The organism is Amycolatopsis sp. NPDC049253 (assembly GCF_040678995.1).
GTDB lineage: Bacteria > Actinomycetota > Actinomycetes > Mycobacteriales > Pseudonocardiaceae > Amycolatopsis.
In genome coordinates this window covers 55,722-80,503 of sequence record NZ_JBFAQX010000020.1, presented here as the reverse complement: position 1 = coordinate 80,503, position 24,782 = coordinate 55,722, and the positions used below count along the sequence as shown (strand labels likewise).

General features: G+C 71.7%; 19 protein-coding genes. 13 read left to right on the top strand and 6 right to left on the bottom strand.

Annotation, left to right across the window (positions count from 1 at the left end; all coding sequences use genetic code 11):
• The first annotated feature begins 30 nt into the window (after positions 1-30).
• The 10 genes from AB0K15_RS33755 (at position 31) to AB0K15_RS33710 (ending at position 12,703) form a co-directional block, all read left to right on the top strand.
• Complete coding sequence (locus AB0K15_RS33755; protein ID WP_364059744.1) at positions 31-840, top strand: IclR family transcriptional regulator; 810 nt, start codon at positions 31-33, stop codon at positions 838-840.
• A gap of 43 nt (positions 841-883) precedes the next feature.
• Positions 884-1,708: an NAD(P)-dependent oxidoreductase gene (locus tag AB0K15_RS33750; RefSeq protein WP_364059741.1), complete on the top strand. Its 825-nt coding sequence runs from the start codon at positions 884-886 to the stop codon at positions 1,706-1,708.
• A gap of 120 nt (positions 1,709-1,828) precedes the next feature.
• Positions 1,829-2,713 carry an AraC family transcriptional regulator gene (locus tag AB0K15_RS33745; protein WP_364059738.1) on the top strand — a complete coding sequence of 295 codons (885 nt, stop codon included), beginning with the start codon at positions 1,829-1,831 and terminating at the stop codon, positions 2,711-2,713.
• A gap of 109 nt (positions 2,714-2,822) precedes the next feature.
• Positions 2,823-4,748, top strand: a complete 1,926-nt coding sequence (locus AB0K15_RS33740; RefSeq protein WP_364059736.1) for a maleylacetate reductase and hydroxyquinol 1,2-dioxygenase domain-containing protein — start codon at positions 2,823-2,825, stop codon at positions 4,746-4,748.
• Positions 4,749-4,762: 14 nt separating this feature from the next.
• A complete protein-coding gene (locus AB0K15_RS33735; protein ID WP_364059733.1) occupies positions 4,763-6,514 on the top strand; it encodes an FAD-dependent monooxygenase in 1,752 nt (583 codons plus the stop codon).
• Between the two features lie 207 nt (positions 6,515-6,721).
• A complete protein-coding gene (locus AB0K15_RS33730) occupies positions 6,722-9,469 on the top strand; it encodes an AAA family ATPase (RefSeq protein ID WP_364059730.1) in 2,748 nt (915 codons plus the stop codon).
• A 117-nt stretch (positions 9,470-9,586) separates the two neighbouring features.
• Complete coding sequence (locus tag AB0K15_RS33725; RefSeq protein WP_364059727.1) at positions 9,587-10,429, top strand: MBL fold metallo-hydrolase; 843 nt, start codon at positions 9,587-9,589, stop codon at positions 10,427-10,429.
• A gap of 548 nt (positions 10,430-10,977) precedes the next feature.
• Positions 10,978-11,136 (top strand): hypothetical protein, encoded by a 159-nt coding sequence (locus tag AB0K15_RS33720; RefSeq protein ID WP_364059724.1) that lies wholly within the window; start codon positions 10,978-10,980, stop codon positions 11,134-11,136.
• Between the two features lie 92 nt (positions 11,137-11,228).
• On the top strand, positions 11,229-11,630 hold the full coding sequence (locus AB0K15_RS33715) for a hypothetical protein (RefSeq protein ID WP_364059721.1): 402 nt from the start codon (positions 11,229-11,231) through the stop codon (positions 11,628-11,630).
• A gap of 80 nt (positions 11,631-11,710) precedes the next feature.
• Complete coding sequence (locus AB0K15_RS33710; protein ID WP_364059718.1) at positions 11,711-12,703, top strand: LLM class flavin-dependent oxidoreductase; 993 nt, start codon at positions 11,711-11,713, stop codon at positions 12,701-12,703.
• Between the two features lie 22 nt (positions 12,704-12,725).
• On the opposite strand, the gene AB0K15_RS33705 is transcribed toward AB0K15_RS33710, so the two are convergent.
• From AB0K15_RS33705 to cmk, 5 genes are all read right to left on the bottom strand, one after another.
• Positions 12,726-14,144, bottom strand: a complete 1,419-nt coding sequence (locus AB0K15_RS33705; RefSeq protein WP_364059715.1) for a M1 family metallopeptidase — start codon at positions 14,142-14,144, stop codon at positions 12,726-12,728.
• An 82-nt stretch (positions 14,145-14,226) separates the two neighbouring features.
• Positions 14,227-18,090 (bottom strand): Pls/PosA family non-ribosomal peptide synthetase, encoded by a 3,864-nt coding sequence (locus AB0K15_RS33700; RefSeq protein ID WP_364059922.1) that lies wholly within the window; start codon positions 18,088-18,090, stop codon positions 14,227-14,229.
• 373 nt (positions 18,091-18,463) lie between these two features.
• Positions 18,464-19,963, bottom strand: a complete 1,500-nt coding sequence (gene der / locus AB0K15_RS33695) for a ribosome biogenesis GTPase Der (protein WP_364059712.1) — start codon at positions 19,961-19,963, stop codon at positions 18,464-18,466.
• 15 nt (positions 19,964-19,978) lie between these two features.
• Positions 19,979-20,638 (bottom strand): lysophospholipid acyltransferase family protein, encoded by a 660-nt coding sequence (locus AB0K15_RS33690; RefSeq protein WP_364059709.1) that lies wholly within the window; start codon positions 20,636-20,638, stop codon positions 19,979-19,981.
• Entirely contained in the window at positions 20,635-21,351 is a 717-nt protein-coding gene (gene cmk / locus AB0K15_RS33685; protein ID WP_364059919.1) for a (d)CMP kinase, read from the bottom strand. Before cmk ends, AB0K15_RS33690 begins: the two co-directional genes overlap by 4 nt.
• 301 nt (positions 21,352-21,652) lie before the next feature.
• Between cmk and AB0K15_RS33680 the strand changes: the two genes are divergently transcribed.
• Positions 21,653-22,021, top strand: coding sequence for a DUF4267 domain-containing protein (locus AB0K15_RS33680; protein WP_364059706.1), 369 nt, complete (start codon positions 21,653-21,655; stop codon positions 22,019-22,021).
• Positions 22,022-22,031: 10 nt separating this feature from the next.
• On the opposite strand, the gene AB0K15_RS33675 is transcribed toward AB0K15_RS33680, so the two are convergent.
• Positions 22,032-22,928, bottom strand: coding sequence for an alpha/beta hydrolase (locus AB0K15_RS33675; RefSeq protein ID WP_364059703.1), 897 nt, complete (start codon positions 22,926-22,928; stop codon positions 22,032-22,034).
• Between the two features lie 180 nt (positions 22,929-23,108).
• On the opposite strand from AB0K15_RS33675, the gene AB0K15_RS33670 reads away from it, so the two are divergent.
• Together AB0K15_RS33670 and AB0K15_RS33665 are read left to right on the top strand one after the other, a co-directional pair.
• Positions 23,109-23,591 (top strand): cation:proton antiporter regulatory subunit, encoded by a 483-nt coding sequence (locus AB0K15_RS33670; protein WP_360598353.1) that lies wholly within the window; start codon positions 23,109-23,111, stop codon positions 23,589-23,591.
• On the top strand, positions 23,591-24,781 hold the full coding sequence (locus AB0K15_RS33665; RefSeq protein WP_364059700.1) for a cation:proton antiporter: 1,191 nt from the start codon (positions 23,591-23,593) through the stop codon (positions 24,779-24,781). The genes AB0K15_RS33670 and AB0K15_RS33665 overlap by 1 nt, the downstream gene beginning before the upstream one ends.
• Position 24,782 lies beyond the last annotated feature (1 nt).

Here is a 24,782-nt window from a genome sequence, read left to right as displayed (position 1 = left end):
ACAAGTCAACGGCCCGGTTGGAGGACGCACATGGCGCAGAAGCCGGCCACCGCGGAGCGGATCGCGACGCCCGGTGCGGAGACCGCGGGCGTGAAGTCCGCGCGGCGCGCCATCGACCTCATCGAAACCTTCGCGGCCAACGACGTGTGGCTGTCGCTGTCCGACCTGCACGCGCGCACCGGCTTCCCGCGCTCGAGCCTGCACGGCCTGCTGCGCACGCTCCTGGAGGCGGGCTGGCTCGAAGCCGACGCCAACACCGCGCGCTACCGCCTCGGCGTGCGCGCGCTGATCTGCGGCACCGCCTACCTCGACCGCGACGCGATCGTCCCGTTCGCCACCGAGGCGCTGGAGCGCATCCGCGAGAAGACCGGGTTCACCGCGCACTTCGCCCGCCGCAACGGCACCGAAGTCGTGTACCTCGAGACCCGCGAGTCGCAGCACTCGACGCACCTCGTCTCGCGCGTCGGCCGTACGCTGCCCACCCACGCCACGGCGCTGGGCAAGGCGCTGCTCGCCGAGCTGACCCACGACGAGATCGAAGAGCTGATGCCGGCGAAGCTCCCGCCGCTCACGCCGCACACGATCACCACTCGCGAGCAGCTGCACGCCGACCTCGCGCGCACCCGCGAGGTCGGCTACGCCGCCGAGATCGAGGAAGGCACGCTCGGGGTCCGCTGCGTCGCCGCCGTGATCCCGTACCGCATCCCCGGCACCGACGCGATGAGCTGCTCGATGCCGGTCGGCCAGGTCACCGACGCCGACGTGCGGCGCGTCGGCGAGCTCCTGGCCGAGACGACCGCCGAGCTCGGGCAGCAGCTGCGCCGGGCCGGCATCCGCTGACCGCCGCCATTCCCCTGTTGCGAAGCGTTTCGAGAGGAACCCCATGGCAGACCAGCGCGTGCTGATCACCGGATCGGCAGGCATCGTCGGCACCCTGATGCGCCCGCGGCTGCGCAAGCCCGGCCGGGTGCTGCGGCTGCTCGACCTGGCCGAGCAGGCTCCGGCCGAGGCCGGCGAAGCCGTCGAGATCGTGACCGGCTCGGTCACCGACCGCGAGGCGATGGCGGCGGCCTGCGCCGGTGCCGACGCCCTGATCCACCTCGGCGGCCACAGCCGCGAGAACACGTGGGAAGCCACGCTCGACGTCAACATCAACGGCACCCACACGGTCCTGGAAGCGGCCCGCGAAGCCGGGGTCAAGCGGGTGATCCTCGCGTCGAGCAACCACGCCGTGGGCTTCCGCCGCAACGCCGACGCCGGTGAGGCCGGCCTGCCCGCGGACTCGAGCCCGCGCCCGGACACCTACTACGGCGTGAGCAAGGCGGCCATCGAGTCGCTGGGCAGCCTGTACGCGTCGCGGTTCGCCATGGACGTGATCGTGATCCGCATCGGCTCGTGCTTCGAGACGCCGCTGCCGCTCGGCCCGCGCGGGCTGACCACGTGGCTCTCCCCCGACGACGGCGCGCGCCTGTTCGAGGCCTGCCTGAGCACGCCCTCGCCCGGCTACCGGCTGGTCTGGGGGGTCTCGGACAACACCCGGCGCGTCTACTCGCTCGCCGAGGCCGAGGCGCTGGGCTACAAGTCCCTCGACAACGCCGAGGTCTACGCCGAGCAGCTCGCGGACAAGCCCGCCCCGACGGGTGCGGCCGCGGAGTTCGTCGGCGGGCCGTTCTGCACCGCTCCACTCGGGCAGTTCAACCCGCTCTGACCGCTGCCGTTTGCCCCTGAAGGCCCGCCGACCTGCCCGGCGGGCCTTCACACGTCCGGTGGAGCCGCGCCGGCGCCTACACTCGTGATGTCCGGAGACGGCGCGACGAGGAGGACGTGGGTGGGTGAGCTTTCGGCCGCCGACACCAACGGCATTCTCGCGCTGCCGTGGATCCGGCCCGAACGCACCAGCGCCGGTCTCGGCTGGGAGCACCTCTACCTGTCGAAGCAGCACGAACGGCCCCACCGCGGCCTGTTCGCCGCCGCCCCGACGCACCAGCTCATCCTGCACCTCGCCGGGCCCGTGACGGTCCGCCGCCGGGTCGGCACGCCGGGCGAGCAGAGCCGGCGCGTCCCGGCCGGCGGCTTGTTCCTGCAGCCTTCGCACGCGGACCTGTCGGTAGAGCTGGGCGGGGAGCTCGACACCCTGCACGTGTACGTCGCCGACTCGGCCGTGCAGGAGGCCGCGGGCACCGCCACCCCGATCCGGCTCTCGGAGGAGCTCGGCACCGTCGACCCGCTGCTGGAGCAGCTCCTGCTCTCCCTCGACGGCGTGGTCCGCGACTGGGAGCCGAGCGCCCGCACGTACGCCGACCAGCTGTGCGCCCTCGTGGCCACGCACCTCGCCCGCCGCCACCGCGCCGGCGGCACCACCGCCGAGCCGGCCCCGGCGGCGCCCGCCGCGTTGTCGGACCGGCAGTTCGACCGCGTGCGCGGGCTGATGGCCGAGCGGCTCGCGGAACCGCTGGGGCTGCCCGAGCTGGCGGCCGTGACGGGGCTGAGCGTGAGCCGGTTCGCCCGCCGCTTCAAGGCCCGCACCGGCCTGCCCCCGCACCAGTATCTGCTGAAGCTGCGCGTCGAGCAGGCCCGGCTGCTGCTGCGCACGTCCAGCGACCCGATCGCCGACATCGCGGCCGGCTGCGGCTTCTCGCACCAGGAGCACCTCACGCGGGTGCTGCGCACACAGCTCGGCACCACTCCGGCGGCCCTGCGGCGCGAGGGATAAGCGCACTCCGGGTGACGCGCGCGTTTCGTGCTGCCGGCGCGGCAGGAACGTGCAGGAAACCGGGCGGCGACATCCGGATACTCGAGGCACCCGCGTGGAAGGACCAACGATGTTCAGCTACACCGCGAACCCGGCCCGGGTCGTCTTCGGCAGCGGCACCCTCGCCTCGCTGCCCGACGAGGTGCGCCGCCTCGGCGCCACCCGCGTCCTGCTGCTGGGCAGCCCGCCACTGGCCGCGCCTGCGGACCGCGTCGCCGAGTCGCTCGGCTCGTTGCTCGCCGCCCGCTTCGACGAAGCCGCGATGCACACACCCGTGGACGTGACCGAGCGCGCGCTCAAGGTCGTGACCGAGAACGACGTCGACTGCGTCCTCGCCATCGGCGGCGGCTCGACGACCGGTCTGGCGAAGGCGATCGCGTTGCGCACGGATCTGCCGCAGATCATCGTGCCCACGACCTACGCCGGCTCGGAGATGACCCCGATCCTGGGCGAGACCGCCGACGGACGCAAAACCACCCAGACCTCACCCAAGGTGCAGCCCGAGGTCGTCGTCTACGACGTGGACCTCACCCTCAAGCTGCCCGTGCAGGTATCGCTCACCAGCGGCATCAACGCCATGGCCCACGCCGTCGAGGCCCTCTACTCCCCCGACGCCAACCCCATCGTCGACCAGTTCGCCCTCGAAGCGATCCGCCTGCTCGCCACCGCCCTCCCCCGCATCGCCACCGACCCCTCCGATGCCGACGCCCGCAGCGCAGCCCTGCGCGCCGCCTGGCTCGCCGGCACCTGCCTCGGCTCGGTCGGCATGGCCCTGCACCACAAGCTCTGCCACACCCTCGGCGGCAGCTTCGACCTCCCCCACGCCGAAACCCACACCGTCGTCCTGCCCTACGCCATGGCCTACAACACCACCGGCGCCCCCGACGCCCTGCGCCGCATCGCCGAGGTGCTCGACGTACCGGACGCCGCCACCGGCGTCTACGACCTCATCGCCGCCCTGCCCGTCCCCCACTCCCTGGCCGAACTCGGCTTCACCGAAACCGACATCACCCAGGCCGCCGAGATCGCCACCGCCAAGCCCTACCCCAACCCACGCGAAGTCACCCGCGACGGCATCGAAGACCTGCTGCACCAGGCCTGGGCCGGCACCCGCCCCACACCCGCCGAAGGCACCAAACCCGACCTGCGCAGCCTCACCACCGAGGTCGTGGACAGCTTCGCCGCCACCCCCGACCCGCGGCTGCGCGAACTCCTGCAAGAACTCGTGCGCACCCTGCACTCCTACGTCGTCCGCACCGACCTCACGCAGGAGGAATGGGAGTACGCCATCGGGTTCCTCACCCGCACCGGCCAGATCTCCGACGACAAACGCCAGGAGTTCATCCTGCTGTCCGACACCCTCGGCGTCTCCAGCGTCGTCGACGTCCTCACCAACTCCCGAACCCCCGACACCACCCCGTCGGCCGTGCTCGGCCCCTTCTACGTCCAAGGCCCGCCCGAGACCGCCCAGGGCGCCGACCTCGCCGACGGCCTGCCCGGCACTCCCCTGTGGACCGACGTCACCGTCACCGACACCCACGGCACCCCCGTGCCCGACGCCATCGTCGACGTCTGGCAGTCCAATGAGGACGGCTTCTACGACGTCCAACTCCCCGACGTCGACGGCCCCGTACTGCGCGCCCGCTTCCGCACCGACACCGAGGGCCGGCTGAAATTCTGGACGATCGTGCCCTCGGCCTACCCGATCCCGGCCGATGGCCCCGTCGGGCACATGCTCGACGCGGTCGAGCGCCACCCGTACCGCGCACCCCACGTGCACTTCATGATCGCCAAGCCGGGCTTCCGCACACTCGTGACCCAGCTGTTCGTCCGGGGCGGGGACTACCTCGACTCCGACACGGTGTTCGGCGTCAAGGACGGGCTGATCGTCGACTTCGCCGAGCAGTCCGGCCCCGCGCCCGACGGCCGCGAGCCCGAGCACGGCTGGCGCCGCCTCGACTTCACGTTCCGCATCTCCCCCGCCCCCGCGCACTGACGAGGACTCCCACCATGAACGAGTACGACACCGACGTCATCGTGGTCGGCAGCGGGCCGGCCGGAGGAACGGCGGCGCTGCTGCTCGCCACCTACGGCGTGCGCACGGTGCTGGCCACCAAGTACGGCTGGACGGCGAACACGCCGCGCGCCCACATCACCAACCAGCGGGCGATGGAGGTCCTGCGCGACCTCGGGATCGAGGAGCAGGCCCTGGCGCAGGGCACGCCGCCGGAGCTGATGGGCGACACCGTGCTGTGCACGTCGCTGGCCGGCAATGAGATCGGCCGCATCGCGAGCTGGGGCACCGGCGACCGCTCGGCGACCGAGTACGGCGCGGCGAGCCCGTGCCACATGATCGACCTGCCCCAGACCTACCTGGAGCCGATCCTCGCGACCAACGCCGCCGAGCGCGGCGCGAAACTGCGGCTGGACACGGAGTTCCTGGACTTCACCCAGGACGCCGACGGCGTCACGGCCCGGTTCCTCGACCGCGTGCGCGGCGACGAGTTCACGCTGCGGGCCCGGTACCTCATCGGCGCCGACGGCGCGCGCAGCCGGGTCGCGGAGCAGGCGGGGCTGCCGATCGCCGGCGAGACGGGCAAGGCCGGCAGCATGAACATCACGTTCACCGCCGACCTGGGCAAGTACGTGGCGCACCGCCCGAGCGTGCTCTACTGGGTCATGCGGCCGGGCGCGCACCTGGGCGGCATCGGCATGGGCCTGGTCCGCATGGTGCGGCCGTGGAACAAGTGGCTGCTCGTATGGGGCTACGACATCGCGCAGGCGCCTCCGGAGGTCGACGCGGAAGAGGCGACGCGAATCGTGCGCGACCTCATCGGCGACCCGGAGCTGGAGGTCGAGATCACCTCGACTTCCCTGTGGACGGTCAACCACAGCTACGCCACGCAGTACTCCAGCGGCCGCGTGTTCTGCGCGGGCGACGCCGTGCACCGGCACCCGCCGTCCAACGGCCTCGGCTCGAACACGTCCATTCAGGACTCCTACAACCTCGCCTGGAAGCTGGCGATGGTCGTGCGCGGCGAGGCGGGCGAACAGCTGCTGGAGACCTACTCGGCCGAGCGCGCGCCGGTGGGCAAGCAGATCGTGGACCGCGCGAACCTCTCCCGCGACCAGTTCGGCCCGATCTTCGAGACGCTCGGCATCACCGGCGACACCGACGCCGACGCCATCGCCGCCGGCCTGGCCGCGTGCGAGGCGCCGACCGAGGACGGGGCGCGCAAGCGCCGTCAGCTGGAGAAGGCCATCGAGCTCAAGCATTACGAGTTCAACGCGCACGGCGTGGAGCTGGACCAGCGCTACGCGTCGACCGCGGTCATCCCGGACGGCGCCGCGCCCGGGTCCGGCCGCGACCCGGAGCTGTTCCACCAGGCCACGACCACGCCGGGCGCGAAGATCCCGCACGTGTGGCTCGTCGGCTCTCACGGCCGCCGTGTGTCCACTTTGGACCTCGTGGGCCGCGGCCGCTGGAGCGTCGTCACGGGCCTGTCGGGCGGCTCCTGGCGCGTCGCCGCGGAGAAGGCGGCCGCGGAGCTCGGCCTCGACCTGCGCGTGGTGACCGTCGGCGCCGAGGGCGCCCGCGACTCCTACGGCGACTGGACCCGCACGAGCGAGATCGACGAGGCCGGCGCGCTGCTGGTCCGCCCGGACGGCTACGTGGCCTGGCGCCACTCGACCGCCGCCGCCGAACCCGAAGCGACGACGGCACTGCTGGCCGCGCTGCAGACGGTGCTGTCCCGCGCCTGAGCTCTCTCGCCGCTCGCGGGGTCACTTCGGTGACTCCGCGGGCGGACCGCGTTACAGGGCTTCGAAATCCATCGCTTCGTGCACGACGGCAGAAATGCCACCCGTTGTCCGATGGGACCGATGTCCGTGTGGACGACAGCGAGCATGGTGTTGTCGCCAAAGCAACACCATGCCAGCTCCCTTGCGGGGCGGCGGCAGGATGGCGGGATGGACAGCCCGTTGATGGTAGGACGCGACCACGAGCTGGGCCGGCTGGTCGATCTCCTGGCCGAAGTCGATGCCCACGGGACGGCGATCGCCCTCAGCGGGATTGCCGGGATTGGGAAGTCGGAACTGCTTGACCACACGCGGAAAGCAGCCACCGGCCGGGGCATGGTTGTCCTGAGCACCACAGGAATCCCCGTGGAGGCGAACCTCGCGTTCGCGGGCTTGCACCGGCTTCTCCGGCCGCTCCTCGCGCACGTCGACGCGCTGCCCACGGCGCAACGCGACGCGGTCAACGCGGCCTTCGGGATGGGTGAACGGACCCCGCCCGAGCCCTTCATGATCGCCCTCGGGGTCCTCGGGCTTGTCAGCGACGCCGCGACGCGCGCGCCTGTGCTGATCTGCGTCGAAGACGCTCACTGGCTCGATCGTCCGACCGCGGATGCCCTCGCGTTCCTCGGACGGCGCATCGAGTCGGATCCGATCGTTCTCCTGGCCGCCCTTCGCACCGGTTACGACAGTCCGCTGCGCTGCCCCTGGCTGATCCAGATGGAACTGGGACCGCTCACGCAGGAGGCGTCCCGGCAGCTGCTCGACCAGGTGAGCCCAGGTCTCACGGAGTCGGCCCGCAGCCGGGTGCTCGCCGCCGCCGAAGGAAATCCATTGGCGTTGCGGGAGCTCCCCGCGACACTCGGCCCGAGCGCCGACGCCGGGCTGGCGGCTTCCGGAGTACGGCAGGCCTTGAGTGAACGACTGGAAGCGGCGTTCGCGGCCCGCGTCACAGAACTCCCCGCCCCGGCACGAACCCTGCTGCGCGTGGCGGCGACCGCGGAGGACGGCACGCTGGCGACGATCCTCGAGGCTGCGGAGGTGCTCGACGGCGCGCCTCGCACGGTCGCGGATCTCGTGCCCGCGGTCCGGGCGCGGCTGCTCGTGATCGAGGACCAGCAAGTCCGATTTCTGCACCCGCTGATGCGTTCGGCGATCTATCAGGCGGCCACGGTCGCCGAGCGCCAAGCGGCCCACGCGGCGCTGGTCGAGGCGTACGCCGAGGACCCGGACCGCCGCGTGTGGCACCGGTTGGCAGCCGCGACCGGTACCGATCCCGACGTCTGCGCGGAGGCCGAGAAAGCCGCGCGCCGTGCTTTGCGCCGTGGTGCCGCCGCGACGGCGGCTGTCGTCTTCGAGCGAGCCGCCGCCGTCGCGCCGGACCCGGCTCGGCGCGGGCGGCTGCTGTTGGAGGCCGCCGCGGCAGCAAGCGACCAAGGACACGGCGAAACCGTCATCCGGCTGCTGGCGGAGGCGAGTCTGCTCGACTTGGGGCCGCACGAGCACGCACTGTGGATGTGGCTGGAGGAAGGCTTTCGGTCGGGACGTGTCGGCGACGCCGGCCGGGTGACGGAGCTGACGCGGACGGCGATGAGGATGGCCGAGCTCGGTGACCGGGACCTGGCCCTGAACCTGCTCGTGTCCGCGGCCTCCCGCTGTTACTGGGGCGATCTCCGGGCCGATGGCCTGGAGGTGGTGCGCGCCGCCGACGCCATCGGGGCATCCCCTGGCGACCAACGGATGCTGTACATCCAGGTCTTCGCGGCGCCGATCGAACGCGGTGCGGTGGTGCTGCGCGAGCTCGGCAGAAGCGGCGGCCCCGACGATGCGCCAGGTCTGTATCTGCGGGGCATGGCAGTGTGTCTGGCCGGTGCGTTCGACAAGGCGCTGCCGCTGCTGGCTGCTTCCGCGGAACGCTTGCGTGGCCAGGGGCGGCTGCGCCTGCTCGCGCAGGTGCTGTCGATACAGGCCTGGGCCGCGCTGGAGGTCGGCGACTTCGCGGTCGCCCTGCCGGCGGCACAGGAGTCGCAGCGCCTGGCCGCGGAGGTTCGGCGGCCGCTGTGGGAGACCGGTGGACGGATCGCGGAAGCGACGGCCGCGGCACTGCGCGGTGACCAGCGAGCAGTGGAGACGCTCACCGCGGAGGCAAGCCGTGTGGCGCTGCCGATCGGCGCGGCGGCCTTGCTCAGCCTGGTGCAATGCGCCCGCGGCACGGTCGAACTCGCACGCGGACGGTGTCTCGAAGCCTACGAGCAGCTGCTTCGCATCTACCAGCCCGGTGACGCGGCGAGCCATCACCTCACCGCGTGCCACGTCATCGGTGATTTCGCCGAGGCCGCGGTGGGTAGCGGCCACCATGAGCAGGCGGTCGCGCTGGTGCGGCAGGTGGAACCCGGCGCGCGCCAGTCACCAGGGTCGTGGCTTCACATCCAGCTGGCCTACGCCCGCCTGCAGCTGGCTGCCGACGACAACGACGAAGCGGAGCCTCTCTTCGACGAGGCACTCAGGCAGACCGGGCCGGCCTGGCCGCTCTGGCGGGCACGCGTGGAGCTCGCCTACGGCAAGTGGCTGCGCCGGCGGCGAAGGCACCTCGCGTCGCGTGCTCCGCTGCGATCCGCCCGGGACATGTTCGACGCACTCGGCGCGACACCCTGGGCCGAGCAAGCCCATCAGGAGCTGCGCGCGGCGGGCGAGAGCAGCCCGCGCCGCCGGCTCGACGGGTTCGAAGAACTGACACCCCAAGAATTGCAGGTCGCCCAGATGGTCGCTCAAGGGTTGACCAACCGAGCGATCGCCCAGCGGCTCTACCTGTCACACCGCACGATCGAATCACACCTGTACCGCATGTTTCCCAAGCTCGGCGTGAGATCGCGCGTGGAACTGGTCACCGTCATGCATCGAAGGCTCGATCCGGTGGGCTGACTACTCGTAGGTAACCGTTTGCCCGGGTTCACGGAATGCAGTGATGTCACTGAAGAGACGGTCATCCGCCGGTGGATATAACAGCAATGTACTCGGCCGCTCAGTAAGGAAGTCGACATGACAGCGCTTGCATATTCGGTGTACGTCACACCGTCGAAGGCCGCTGTGTCCGATGATCTCCCGCCCGGAGAGCAGCAGCGCATGTGGTCCCCGACCGCGTCCACCCTGATCTACGGCGAGCGGGACGCCGTCCTGGTGGATCCGCTGATGACCATGGACGAGTCAACGGCCCTCGCCGAGTGGGTCGCCGCGACCGGCAAGAACGTGACGACCCTCTTCATCACCCACGCCCACGGCGACCACTTCTTCGGCGCTCCCGCCGTGCTGGAGCGATTCCCGGATGCCGAAGTCGTCGCCGCCCCCGGCGTCGCCGCGCGCATGGATGCCCAATACGGGCCGCAGTGGTTCGACGGGTTCTGGAACCCGCGGTTCCCCGGGCAGATCTCCACCCGCCGCGTCGCCGCGCGGCCCCTCGTGGACGGTGTGTTCGACCTCGAGGGAGAACAGCTCGAAGCGATCGAGCTCGGTCACACCGACACCATGGGCAGCAGCGCGCTCCACGTGCCGTCCCTCGGGCTGGTGGTGGCCGGCGACGCCGTGTACGGCGACGTGCACCTGTACCTCGCCGAAGCCAAGGACAACGGTTGGCGCGACTGGCTCGAAGCGCTGGACACCCTCGAAAAGCTCCAGCCCCGCGCGGTCGTCGCCGGCCACAAACGCGACGGCGACCCCGATGACCCGGACGACATCGGCCGGACCCGCCGCTACATCGAGATCTTCACTTCGGCGGCCGAGAAGGCCGACGGCTTCGCCGACCTGTACGAGGCCGTGCGTGCCCTGTATCCGGGACGGGTGAACCGCGGGGTCCTCTGGAACTCGGCCAAGTCCTACCTCGCGTAAGTTCCCCGGCCGGACGGGGTAGCTCTCCCCGTCCTGGGGCCGGCGAGTCCCACGTGGACATCCCGCACGTGAACGGGCCCGCTGCGATCGTCACGCAGTCTCCAACACCGCCGGCCTGCTTCGTTGCCGATCGCGCTCGGAATCTGCTCCGATCTCAGTCCTCGGATGACAACGCGCCACCTCGCGATGACGCGTTGTCGTGTGCGGCCAACGGATCCACACTTCCGCCCTGGCGCGAAACCCGGCTGCACGAGCGACTGACCGGCCCGAACCACATCGCCTTTCGCCACATTCTTTGCATTCTTCCGCCACAGAGAACGACCGCTGTGGCGGAATCAACAGCGCGTTGAGGACGCATGACCCACGGCATCCGAGTTCGTGCACTACGCCCCCGAAATCGAGACCATCGATCCCCATCTCGACGAGGTGCTGACCGAGGTCATCGACTTCGTGGAGAACAAGGGACGTGAATCACCCCAAGCCGAAGGTTCCGGCCGGGCGGTCCGGGCCGGGCCTCGGGTTCGCGATGAAGATGTTCGACGGACCTGGTGGACGACGAGCCGGACGCGACCACATTCGATCTCGTGCTCAAGAACATTCCGATCTTCCTGTGCAATACGGCGAAACACTACCTGTTCATCCAGGAGATCATCAACGACCTGCCGCGCTACCTGGCAGGTGGCATCGGGGGATTTACCAACTGCTGACGGATTTTCTCACCGGAAACGGCACACTCGATCAGCGGAACTGGGCATGGAACGAGCTGCTCGCGTTCGTCAGGACGGCGACACAAACGCCGGTGCGCAATCCGATGCTCAGCACGTACTGGTCGATGGGTGCCGTGCGTCATGGTGATTACATCGCCAAGGTTCGTGTCGCCCCAGCTGCGGAGAACGCCGCGCAGGTGATCCACAGGGACCTCGACCTCACCAGCGCACCCGACGTGTTCCATCCGACCCTGGCCGACGAGTTGCACGCACGCGCGTTCGATTTCGATCTCCAGCTCCAGCTGTGCAGAGGCCTCCACGCGATGCCCGTCAACGACTTGATCGTGGAATGGCCCGAAAAGCTGTCCCGTTCGTCACCGTCGGACGCGTGGTCGCCCTGCGCCGCGAGCGGAGACCAGGACGGTGGCGACCACGGAGGGCATGATCACGCCGGACCCGGGTCGACGCCGTTCGACGACTCGTGCGGCCTATGATCTTCGCGGCGCCGGTGCGGCCGAGTGGGCTGTCCGGTCGCGAGGAGCGGCCAGACCACGTCGAGTGCGGGGAGTTTCCGATGGTTGGGTTGTCCGTGCTCGAACTGGCCACGGTGGAAGAAGGGCGCCGCGCGAGCGAGGCGCTGGAGGCGGTGACCTCGGTCGCCCGCGGTGTCGACGAACTGGGCTTCCAGCGGATCTGGGTGGCCGAGCACCACGGCTACCGCTCGGTCGGCAGCGTCGCGCCGCCGGTGCTGGCCACGCACCTGGCCGGTGCGACGGCCGCGCTGCGGGTCGGGTCGGGCGGTGTGCTGTTGCCCAACCACCCGCCGCTGGCGGTGGCCGAGCAGTTCACGACCCTGGCCGCGCTGCATCCGGGACGGATCGATCTGGGCATCGGCCGGGGTCCCAGCACCACCGATGCCCGGGCGGTGCGGGCGTTGCGCGGGACCGACGAACCGATCACCGACGCCGCCTACCGCGCCGCCGTCGTCGAACTGCTCGGGCATCTCGCCGGAGAGGACGGCCCGAGGGTGCTGCCCGGGGCCGACGAGTCGCCGGAGCCGTGGCTGCTCGCGTCCAGCCCGGGCGGGGCCGCGATCGCCGCCGAACTGGGCCTGCCGTTGGCGATCGGCCACCACATCCGGCCGGGCAACACCATCGACGCGCTGACCCGCTACCGCGACGAGTTCCGCGCTTCGCGCTGGCGCGAGCAGCCGTACGTGATCGTCTGCGTGGAGACCTTGTGCGCACAGACCGACGAGCAGGCCCGGGAACTGGCGCGCCCCTCGGCACTGGCGATGGCCGGTGCGCTGCAGGGACGGGGCACCGAGGCCGAACTGCCGACGCCGAAAGAGGCGGAACGGCAGGAAATTCCCTCCGAGGTCGGCGACCGCCTGGCCGCGTTGCGAGAGACCCAGGCGTACGGGTCACCGTCGACGGTGCGTACGCGACTCACGCAGCTGGTCGAGCGGACCGGCGCCGACGAGCTGATGCTGTCCACACCGGTCTACGACCCGGCTGCCCGGCTCCGCTCGCTCGAGCTGGCAGCCACTGGTGCTCGCGACGAGTAACCGCGGGCGGTGAGGGAACCGGTCACAGCTCCGGCAGCGCCGGTGTCTCCAGCCAGGCCGTGAAGAACGGCCGCAGCGAGCGCGCCGCGAAGGCCTCGGCGGACGCGACGAACTCCTCCGTGCTCACCGTGGCGTGGCGGTGTTCCGAGGTCCACTCCTTGACGAGCGCGAAGAACGCCGGGTCGCCGATCTCGCCGCGCAGGGCGTGCAGCGTGAGCGCGCCGCGTTTGTACACGCGCTCGTCGAACATCCGCGCCACACCCGGGTCACTGATGCGCACGTCGGCCGGCTTGGCCTTCATGCGCGCGTGCCACGTCCGCGCCAGCGAGTCCGCCGACTGGCCGCCGGACTCCTCCGACCACAGCCACTCCGCGTACGTCGCGAAGCCCTCGTTGAGCCAGATGTGGCGCCAGTCGGCGACGGTGAGGCTGTTGCCGAACCACTGGTGCGCGAGCTCGTGCACGACCAGGCGCTCGTACGTGCGCCGGCCGTCGACGTGGTTGGCGCCGAAGATGGACATCCCCTGCGCCTCGATCGGGTCGTCCAGCTCGTCGTCGGTCACGACGACCACGTACTCGCCGAAGGGATACGGCCCGAACAGGCGCTGCAGCACGTCCATCATCCGGCCTTGGCGGCCGAAGTCGCGCCCGAACGCCCGGCGCAGCCGCGGCGGCACCGCGGCCCGCTGCGGCACGGTCGCCACCACCGACTCGACGCCGGTGCCCCGGCCGAAGCCCAGCCGCATCCGGAACGATCGCGCCTCGGGGTGCGAGAACCAGCCCGCGCCGGACCCGGCCACGAGCTCGACGTCGTCGTAGCGCCCGACCTGCACGCTCATCAGGTACGTCGCCGTCGGCTCCGGCCGCTCGAACACCCAGGTCGCGGTGCTCGCCGACTGGTAGCGCGACACGAGGTTCCCCGTCACCGCGACCAGGTACGACGACGAGGTCGTCACCGTGACGCGGTAGCTCGCCTTGTCGGCGGGGTGGTCGTTGCACGGGAACCACGACGGAGCGCCGATCGGCTGGCTCGCGACGAGCGCGCCGTCGGTGAGCTCGTCCCACCCGATGTCGCCCCAGCGGCTCGGCACCGGCTGTGGGTTGCCGACGTAGCGGACCTCGACACGGAACTCCGTGCCGGCCGCCATCGACCTGGCGGGCTTCACCTGGAGCTTCAGCCCGCGCCGGACGAACTTCGCCGGCCGGCCGTCGACGAGCACCCGCGAGACGCGGAACTCGCCGAGGTCGAGCGTCAGCCGCGACAGAGCCTGCGTCGCCACACAGGTGAGCACCGCGCTACCGCTGAGCCGGTTGGGCCCGACGCGGTAGTCGAGGTCCAGGTCGTAGTGGCGGACGTGGTAGCCGCCGTTGCCGTGACCGGGGAGGTACGAATCTGCGGAGGTTTCCGCGCCGGGTGCCGGCGCGGCAGCCTTCGAGGTCACCCGAGGAGAACCCCGCTTTCCGTGAGGTGGTCTTGTTCCAGCAGGATCGCGCGGATCTTGGCGCGCCGCAACGGTCGGAGGCTCACCGACGCCAGGTCGAGATCGGGTTGCCGAGCCAGCGCGTGTCGGCCGGCACCGCGTCGCCCCGTGTGACGAGCGAACCCGGGCCCACGGTGGTGCGCGCGCCGATGCTCGCGCCCGGCAGCACGATGCCGTGCGGGCCGAGCGTGGCGCCCTCGTCCAGCTCCACCCGGGACATGCTCATGATCCGGTCGTGGAACAGGTGCGTCTGCACCACGCAGCCACGGTTGATCGTCGCGCCGTCGCCGAGGCGGACGAGGTCCGACTCCGGCAGCCAGTACGTCTCCAGCCACACGCCGCGCCCGATCTTCACGCCCATGGTGCGCAGCCAGGCGGTGAGCAGCGGCGTGCCGCCGACCGAACCGATCAGCCACGGCACGGCGAGCGTCTCGACGAACGTGTCGGCCAGCTCGTTGCGCCACACGAAAGAACTCCACAACGGGTGCTCGATCGCGCGGAACTTCCCGACCAGCAGCCACTTCACCACGGTGGCGGTGAGCGCGGCGACGACACCGGCGGCCAGCAGCACCGGCCCGGCCAGCAGCGCGGCGATGCCGAACCCGTAGAGCGACGCGAGCGCCAGCAGCGAGAACGCGACGCCCACGCTGAGGGCGACCCCGCACATCACCGGCACGATCCGCAGCAGCTCCACGAACGCCCGCGCGGCCTTGAGGTGCAGCGCCGGGGTGTAGGTGCGGCTGGTGTCGGCGTCGCCGACCGCCCGGCGGACCGGGAGCGGCGGCATGCCGAGGTAGGACGAGCCCTTCTTGGCTTTCAGCGGCGTCGAGGACAGCACGCCCACGAGGCCGCGCTTCGGCACCGAACGGCCCGGCGCGGTCATGCCGGAGTTGCCGAGGAACGCCTGCTTGCCGATGCGTGCCGGCGCGACGTGCAGCCAGCCGTGGCCCAGCTCGTAGGTCGCGACCATCGTGTCGTCGGCGAGGAACGCGCCGCTGTCGACCTTCGTCATCTTCGGCAGCGCGAGCACGGTCGACGCCTCGACGTTGCGGCCGACCTTCGCGCCGAGCAGCCGCAGCCACACGGGTGTGAACAGGCTGGCGTACAAGGGGAACAGGCCTTCGCGGGCCATGCCCATGAGGCGCTCGGTGGCCCACACCTGCCACGCGACGCGGCCGTGGACCGGGTGGTAGCCCTCGACCATGCCGACGCCCAGCAGCCGCACGCCGGCCAGCACGAGCAGCGCGTAGGTGAGGAAGTAGGCGACGGTGGCGACCGGGGTGAAGATCAGGGCCTGCGCCACGGCGGCGCCCGGCGTCGGCGCGCCCCAGATCGCGGCGCCGAGCACGGCCACGCCCGGCAGCGCCGCGATGCCCGGCAGGAAGCCGAGCGCGACCGACGTCACGCCGTACACGGTCGCCCAGAACCGCGACCGCGGCGGGCGGCTGGCCGGCCACTTCAGCGCGTCCTTGGCGTCCTCACCCGAGTGGGCCGCGGGCGAACCCGCCCAGCGCTGCCCGGCCGGCACGGCGCCGCGCACGGTCGACCCGGCGGCGATCTCCGCGCCCTTGCCGATGCGGGCGCCCGGGAACAGGGTGCTGCGCGAACCGACGCGGGCCTCCGCGCCGATCCGGATCTTGCCGATGTGCACGAGGTCCCCGTCGACCCAGTGGCCGGTCAGGTCCACCTCGGGCTCCACGGCGGCACCGCGGCCCAGCTTGAGGAAGCCGGTGACCGGCGGCGGCGAGTGCAGGTCCACGTCCTTGGCGACCCGGGCACCGAGTGCCTTGGCGTACGTCGTCATCCACGAAGCGCCGGCGACGCTGTCCGCGCCGCTGAACTCCGCGAGCTTCTCGGCCGTCCACAGGCGCAGGTGCACGCTGCCGCCACGCGGGTAGCTGCCCGGGCGCACGCCCGAGAGCAGCACGCGCGCACCGCCGGCGGCGATCGCGATGCGGCCGGCCGGGCTGAACAGCACCAGCCACGCCAGCACGACCCACGCCCAGTTCAGCGTCGGCGCCCAGGCGACCCCGAGCAGCGACAGCACGTTCGAGGCCGCCGCCGCGAGCGTCGTCCAGCGCAGGCCGACCAGGCCCATGAGCGGGAGCATCAGCAGCGTCTGGATCACGCCCGCTCGACGCGGCGTCGGCGCGATGTCGCGGCGTTCGGTCTCCTGGCCGCTGAGCTTGTCGAGCATCGTGGCCAGCGACCCGAGCTTGGGGTGCTGGTAGATGTCGTTGACCGACACCTCGGGGTGGCGGGTGCGGATGCGCGCGATGAGCTGCGCGGCCGTGAGGCTGCCGCCGCCGTGGGTGAAGAAGTCGGCCTTCGGGTCCGTCACGGACACCCCGAGGATCTCCGACCAGCCTTCGGCCAGCCACGCCTCGGTGGCGGACAGGCCGGCGGCCCCGGCGTCCACAGTGGACAGCGGCCACGGCAGGGCGGCGCGGTCGACCTTGCCCGAGGTGCGCGTGGGCAGGTCGGCGATCACCGCGAGCAGCGGCACCAGCGCGGCCGGGAGCTGCTCACGCAGCCGGGTGGCGGCGTCGTCCGGGTCGAAGGTGGCGCCGGCGCTCGGCACGACGTACCCGACCAGGACCTGGTTGCCGGCCTTGGTGCGGCGGACCGCGGCGGCCGCGCCCTGCACTCCGGGCAGCGACTGCAGCGCGGCGTCGACCTCGCCCAGCTCGATGCGGCGGCCGCCGAGCTTCACCTGCTCGTCGAGCCGGCCGAGGAACAGCAGGCCCTCGTGCTCGGCGCGGACCATGTCGCCGCTGCGGTAGGCGCGCTGCCAGCCCAGCGAGGGCAGCGGCGCGAACTTCTGCGCGTCCTTCTCGGCGTCGAGGTAGCGCGCGAGACCGACGCCGCCGATCACGAGCTCGCCGGTCTCGCCCATGGCGACCGGCTCGCCGGCCTCGTTGACCACGGCCAGCTGCCAGCCCGCCAGCGGCAGGCCGATGCGCACCGGGCCTTCACCGGTCATCTGCGCGGCGCAGGCGACGACGGTGGCCTCGGTGGGGCCGTAGGTGTTCCAGACTTCGCGGCCTTCCACGGCCACGCGCTCGGCCAGCTCCGGCGGGCACGCTTCGCCGCCGAAGATAAGCAGGCGCACGTCCTCGAGCGCGTCGGCGGGCCACAGCGCGGCCAGCGTCGGCACGGTGGAAACGACGGTGATGCGCTGCGCGACCAGCCACGGGCCGAGGTCGACGCCGGTGCGCACCAGCGCGCGCGGCGCGGGCACCAGGCAGGCGCCGTGGCGCCACGCGAGCCACATCTCCTCGCAGGAAGCGTCGAACGCGACGCTCAGGCCCGCGAGCACGCGGTCAACGGGGCCGATGGGCTCCTCGGTGAGGAACAGCTGCGCTTCGGCGTCCACGAAGGCCGCGGCGGAGGCGTGCGTGACGGCGACGCCCTTGGGCTTGCCGGTGGACCCGGAGGTGAAGATGATCCACGCGTCGTCAGCCGGGCCGGGGCGGCCGTCACGGTCGCCCGGGGTACCGGCGACGGTGATGGTGCCGTCGGTGACGATCGCGGCCACGCCGGCTTCGCCGAACACGAGCTCCGCGCGCTCCTCGGGGTCGTCCGCGTCGACCGGCACGTAGGCGGCGCCGACGGACAGGGTGGCAAGGATCGCGACGTAGAGCTCGGCCGTGCCGGACGAGACGCGGACGCCGACGCGGTCGCCGAGGCCGACGCCGTGCGCGCGCAGGCGGCGGCCGTAGGCCTCGATCTCCTCGAGCAGCCGGCGGTAGCTCAGGGTGGTGGTGCCGTCGTCGATGGCGGCAGCGTTGGGGTGCTGCTCGGCCGTCTCCGTGAGGATCTGGAGCAGCGTGCGCTGGCTGGCGCCGAGGCCGGACCAGAACAGGGCGCGGTCGGCGACGGGCGTGCCGGAGGGAGCGTGGGTCACCTCGGCGACACAGGCGAGCGCGGAGGTTGCCTCGTCGGCGGCGAGGGCGAGATCGGTGGTGGGGGCGTGGTCGGCGGTGAGGGTCACCGGGCCACCCCGTCACGCCGCGTAGCCGCGGGTTTCGAAAAAAGGCCGTAAGGGATCGTACGGTGGGCGCGCAAGCCCATCACTCACCTTCCGCGAGCGTCATTCGGGCTGGCTCTCCGAATGAGGCGCCCGGTGCAGCCATCCACCATACGCGGAGGTGAACTCCAGATAGCGCAAGGGTCACGGTCGAGTGTCGGATGTCACCGGTTCCGCATTCGGTGACAGAGCGCGAAAACGCGCCGGGGAAGCGACCGCCCCCGGCGCGTCCGAACCGCGTCCCCCGGCGTCAGCGGCTCTTCGCGGCCTTGCCCCCGACCTTGGGTTTGGCCTTCTTCTCGCGCACCCGGACGTTCACCCGGACGGGACTGCCCTCGAAGCCGAACCGCTCGCGGAACTTGCGCTCGATGAACCGTCGGTAACCGGCTTCGAGGAAACCGGTGGTGAAAAGCACGAGCGTCGGCGGGCGGATGCCGGCCTGCGTGGCGAAGAGCACCTTCGGCTGCTTGCCGCTGCGCACCGGCGGCGGCGTGGCCGCGATGAGGTCCGAGAGCCACCCGTTGAGCTGGCCGGTGGGCACCCGCTGGTCCCACGACTTCAGGGCCGTCCGCAGCGCCGGCGCGAGCTTGCGCACGGACCGGCCGGTCAGCGCGGAGATGTTCACCTTCTCCGCCCACGGCACGCGGACCAGGCCGCGGTCGAGCTCGCGCACCATCGCGTGACGGCGGTCCTCGTCCACGAGGTCCCACTTGTTGAAGGCGAGCACGAGTGAGCGACCCGCCTCGACGACCATCGTGAGCACCCGCAGGTCCTGCTCGGACAGCGGCTCGGCGGCGTCGAGCATCACGATCGCCACCTCGGCCGCGTCGATCGCGGTCTTGGTGCGCAGGGAGGCGTAGTACTCGGCGCCGTTGGCGGAGTTCACGCGCTTGCGCAGGCCCGCCGTGTCCACGAACCGCCAGATCTCGCCGTCGAGGTCGACCAGCGAGTCGACCGGGTCGACGGTGGTGCCGGCGACCGAGTCGACCACCGAGCGCTGCTCGCCCGAAAGCTTGTTGAGCAGGCTCGACTTGCCCACGTTCGGCTTGCCGACGAGCGCGACGCGGCGCGGGCCGGTGCTCACGGTGCCGGCTTCGCGCGGCGCGGTGGGCAGGGCCTCGATGATCGCGTCGAGCAGGTCACCCGAGCTGCGCCCGTGCAGGGCGCTGACCGGGTGCGGCTCGCCCAGGCCGAGGCGCCACAGCGACGCGGTGTCGGCGAGCAACCGGTCGTCGTCCACCTTGTTGGCGGCCAGCAGCACCGGCTTCTTCGAGCGCCGCAGCACGCGGGCGACGGCCTCGTCGGTGGTCGTGGCGCCCACGGTCGCGTCGAGCACGAGCAGCACGGCGTCGGCCGTCTGCATGGCGATCTCCGCCTGCGCGGCCACGGAGGCCTGCAGGCCGGTCGCGTCGGGCTCCCAGCCGCCGGTGTCGACGAGCGTGAACCGCCGGCCGCCCCAGTAGGCGTCGTAGGCGACGCGGTCGCGCGTCACGCCCGGCACGTCCTGCACCACGGCCTCGCGCCGGCCGAGGATGCGGTTGACCAGCGTGGACTTGCCCACGTTCGGCCTGCCCACCACGGCCAGCACCGGCTGCGCGAGGTTCTCCTGCTCGGCGGCGCCCTCCGCCTCGATCTGCGCGTCGAGCGCGGCGAACTCGGTCTCGTCGGACCAGGTGCCGTCGATCTCGCCGACACCTTCGAACTCCGCCGACACACTGTCTCCCGCGGAGGCGGAATCAAACCCTGTCATTGCTTCCCACTTCACCTACGGCGAGCCGATTCGGTTCTCGGCGCGCCAATCGTCCAAAGTCTTCACGAGCCCCGCGAGCTGCAGGCGCAGCTCCTCGGTGCCCTCTTCCAGGCCGGTCCGGCCCGGGCCCACCTCCGGCGTGAACGGCTCCCCCACGAGGATGTCCACGCGCGGACGCCAGCGCCGCTTCCCGTCGGCGGGCTTCAACGTGCCCCGCGTCGCGACCGGCAGCACGGTCGCCCCGGCGGCGCGGACCAGCCACGCCGCGCCCTTCTCGGCCACGCCGACGTCGCCGGCACCCCGGGTGCCTTCGGGGAAGATGCCCACGACCCCGCCGGCCTTCAGCACGCCGGCCGCCGTCATCAGCGGAGTGCGGTCGATCTCGCCCCGCTTGACCGGGATCTGGCCGATCGCCCGCAGGAACCGCCCCGCCGCGCCCTTGAACATCTCGGCCTTGACGAGGAACGCCGAACGCCGCGGGAGCATTCCGAAGATCAGCTGCGGCTCGATCATGGAGCTGTGGTTGGCGATCACCACGACCGGGCCGGCGGCGGGCATCCGGTCGCGCCCGTGCACGCGGATCCGGAAGGCCGACCGCAGATGGTACCGGGCGAACACCCGCCCGGCGTCGTGCAGGAGGCCGTTCGCACCCTCGGGGAGAGCGCCACCGGTCATGCGCGCGCCTCGGCCTCGGCTCCGGCGGGGCAGTCGTCGAGCAGGCCGCGCCGGCAGGCCAGCTCGGACAGCGCGACGATCACCTGGTCGATCGACAGCTCCGACGTGTCGACGGGCACGGCGTCCTCGGCGGCGCGCAGCGGTGACGTCGTGCGCGTGGAGTCGAGGCGGTCGCGGCGTTCGACGGACCGGCGGGCCGCCTCGACGCTCGTCTCGCGCCCGGCGGCGGTGTCCTGTCCGCTGCGGCGCGCGGCGCGGACGTCGGCCGACGCGGTGAGGTAGACCTTGAGCGGCGATTCGGGCGCCACGACCGTGCCGATGTCGCGGCCCTCCACGACGATGCCGCCGGTGTCGGCCAGCACGTCGGCGATGATCCGGCGCTGACGGGCCACGAGCAGCTCGCGCACCTGCGGCACCGCGGAGACGGCCGACACGGCCTGCGTGACCTCCGGCCCGCGGATGTCGGCGGCCACGTCCTCGTCGCCGAGGCGGACCTCGGGGCGCTCGGGGCTGGTGCCGATGCTGAAGCGCACGTCGTGGGCGAGGTGGCCGACGGCGTCGGTGTCGGCCGGGTCGGTGCCCGCGCGCAGCACGGCGAGCGTCACGATCCGGTACATCGCGCCCGTGTCGAGGTAGCCCGCGCCGAGCCGGTCGGCGAGCTTGCGCGCGACCGTGGTCTTGCCGGTTCCCGACGGGCCGTCCAGCGCGACCACACCACGTAGGGCTCCCGTCACCGAAACTCTCCTCGCGTTCGTCGTGCTCTGCGTGATCGGCGTTCATTCTGCCCGCCGCCCGGCACGGCCGGTGAGGCGGCTCTGCCAGGGCGTTCGCCCGGGTCCGGCAAAGCTCGCGGCGACGCGTCCGGCCTGCGGGGCGGCGCCGGTCCGCCGCGGTCGCGCCCGTCACGCAGCCGCCGGTTCACGAGCAGAAAATCTAGCACTGCTAGACACTCTAGCGAGGATCCTCTAGCGTTGGCAGCAGTTCCTAGCACTGCTAGATTTCCGGAGGTCCCCCTTGATCGTCACCGCCTACGTCATCGCCGGAATCGTCGCGATCGGCATCATCTACGTGGGGCTCAGCTATCTGCTGGCGCCGGAGAAGACCGCCGCCGGCTTCGGCCTCGCCACGATCCCGACCGGCACCACGGCGTTCTTCCACATCAAAGGCGTCCGCGACATCGCGTCCGGCCTGGTGGTGGGCGCGGCGATGCTCGCCGGCGGCCCGCACGTCCTCGGCTGGATCCTGCTCGCCGAGGCCTTCATCCCCGTCGGCGACATGCTGATCATCCTGCGCCACAAGGGAAGCCGGGCGATCGCGTTCTCCGTCCACGGCGCGACGGCGGCCGTCATGATCGTGGCGACACTGCTGCTCGAGCTGTCCTGACCGCGGTCGGTCAGCGAGTGCGGTCCAGCCAGCCGCGGATGCGGTCGTTGAGCTCCTTCGGCCGCTCGACGAGCATGAAGTGGCCGACGCCCTCGATCAGCTCCGACTCGGAGCCGGGCCCGCCGAACTCGGTCACCCGCTCGACCTGGGCCGCGGTCATCCCGTGGCAGCCGTCGTGGGTGCCGTGCAGGTAGAGCAGCGGCTGGGGCGCGCTGCCACCCCACGCGGCGGCCTGCTCGGCCACCCACTCGGGCGTGCCGAACCGGGTCGGGTCGAACTGGCCCCAGTAGTAACCCAGTGCGGCGTGCAGGTGGTCGGGATCGGCGAGCGCGGCTCGCAGGTGACCCAGGTCCTCGTCGGCCGCGTAGCCGGGAGACCAGTCGCCCCAGATGTCGCGGATGAAGGCGAAGTCGTCCTGGCGGATCCGGTCTTCGATCACCCGCTGCATCTGGAAGTACCAGAAGTAGAAGCTGCGCTTGATCTGTGCGTAGGTACCCAGGTTCTCGCCGAAGATCTCGAACGGCGGGATGTTGAGGATCACCGCGCGGCCCCACAACTCGGGCGCCCGCCCGAGCGCACCCCACGCCCCCACCGCGCCCCAGTCGTGCGCCACCAGCAGCGCGTCCGGACCACCGCCGAGCGCCCGCGTCAGCGCGATCTGGTCGGCGACCATCCCGCTGGAGTGCACGAAGTGGCGCAGTGGCGGCAGTTCCGTCGGCGCGAACCCGCGCACAAACGGCGCGACCGCGTGGAACCCCGCCGCGGCGAGCGCGGGCAGCAGGTGCCGGTAGGTGAACGGCGTGTCCGGGAACCCGTGCATGCACAACGCGAGCGGGCCCTCACCGGCCTCGAGGTACTCGAACGTGATCCCGTTCGCGGTGACGCGGCCCCGTGCGAACTCGGCCATCGTGGCCTCCTCCCGCCACGGGAAACCCTAAGCGCGCCCTGCAGTGGTGCTCCAGACCTGGTGCGCGGCGGGAATTTCACCGGGCCGCCACGGTCGGCGACACGCGCGGTGGTCGTGACCACTCGTCTGCCGGAGCTCGCCTGAGCCTCGCGAATCGGACAATGGGTTACCGTGGCCGGTGTGAACGTGGAAGTGACTCCCCTGCCCGGAATCGGTGTCCGGAAGGACTTCGCCACGCGTGCGGGACGGCGCATCGGCGTCGTGACCCAGCGGGACGGCAAGATCGAGCTGATCGTGTCCAAGGCCGACGACCTCGACGCGTGCCTCGCCTCGCTGCCGCTCACCGCGGACGAGGCGGGCGCGCTGGCCAATCTGCTCGGCGCGCCGCAGCTCGTCGCGCAGCTGACCGAAGAGCACCGTGAGCTGCCCGGCATCCACACACGCCAGCTGCCGATCACCGAGGACGGGCCGTTCGACGGCCGCACCCTCGGCGACACGGCGATGCGCACCCGCACCGGTGTGTCGGTGGTCGCGGTGGCGCGCGCGGGCCAGGTGCACCCGTCGCCGACGCCCGACTTCACCTTCACCGCGGGCGACCTGCTGGTCGCGGTCGGGACGTCCGAAGGTCTGGACGCCGCCGCCAAGATCCTCAAGCAAGGCTGATGGACCACACCGCGCTGTCCCTGATCGAACTCGGCGGGGTCTTCTTCGTCCTGGGCGTGCTGGGCAGGCTCGCCGGCCGGATCGGGCTCTCCCCCATCCCGCTCTACCTCCTCGGCGGCCTGTGCTTCGGCTCCGGCGGCCTGATCCCGCTCACCGACATCGGCGACTTCACGCACCTGGCCAGCGAGATCGGCGTCGTGCTGCTGCTCCTGCTGCTGGGGCTGGAGTACTCGGCGGCGGAGCTGTTCACGGGCCTGCGCCGCTCGTGGACGGCGGGCCTGCTCGACATCGTGCTCAACGCACTGCCCGGCGCGGCCGTCGCGCTGCTGCTGGGCTGGGGCCCGATCGGCGCGATCGTGATGGCGGGCGTCACCTACATCTCGTCGTCCGGCATCGTCGCGAAGGTGCTCGGCGACCTCGGCCGGCTCGGTAACCGCGAAACGCCGGTGGTGCTGTCGATCCTGGTGTTCGAGGACCTCGTGATGGCGCTGTACCTGCCGATCCTCACCGCGATCCTCGGCGGCGTCAGCTTCCTCGGCGGCCTCGAGGCCGTCGGCATCTCGCTGCTGGTGATCACCGTGGTGCTGGTGATCGCGCTGAAGTTCGGCCGCTACGTCTCCGCGATCGTGGACAGCGACGACCGCGAGGTGTTCCTGCTCAAGATCCTCGGCGCCGCGCTGCTCGTGGCGGGCCTCGCGTCGGCGATGCAGGTCTCGGCCGCCGTCGGCGCGTTCCTGCTCGGCATCGCCGTCTCCGGCTCGACGGCCCACAACGCCACGCGCCTGCTCGAACCCCTGCGCGACCTGTTCGCGGCGGTCTTCTTCGTGGTGTTCGGCCTGAACACCGACCCGGCGTCGATCCCGCCGGTGCTCGGCTGGGCCGTGGTGCTGGCCGTGGCGACCACGCTGACCAAGGTCGGCACGGGCTGGTGGGCCGCGCGAAGACAGGGCATCGGCAAACTGGGCCGCGCCCGCGCCGGCGCGGCACTGGTGGCGCGCGGCGAGTTCTCCATCGTGATCGCCGGCCTCGCCGTCACCGCCGGCGCGGTCGACGGCGAGCTCGCCGCACTGGCCACGACCTACGTGCTCCTCATGGCCATCCTCGGCCCCACCGCGGCCCGCATCGTCGAGCCGATCGCCAAGGCTGTGCAACGGAAACCCCGGACCCAGCACAGCGAAGCACCCGCGTGAG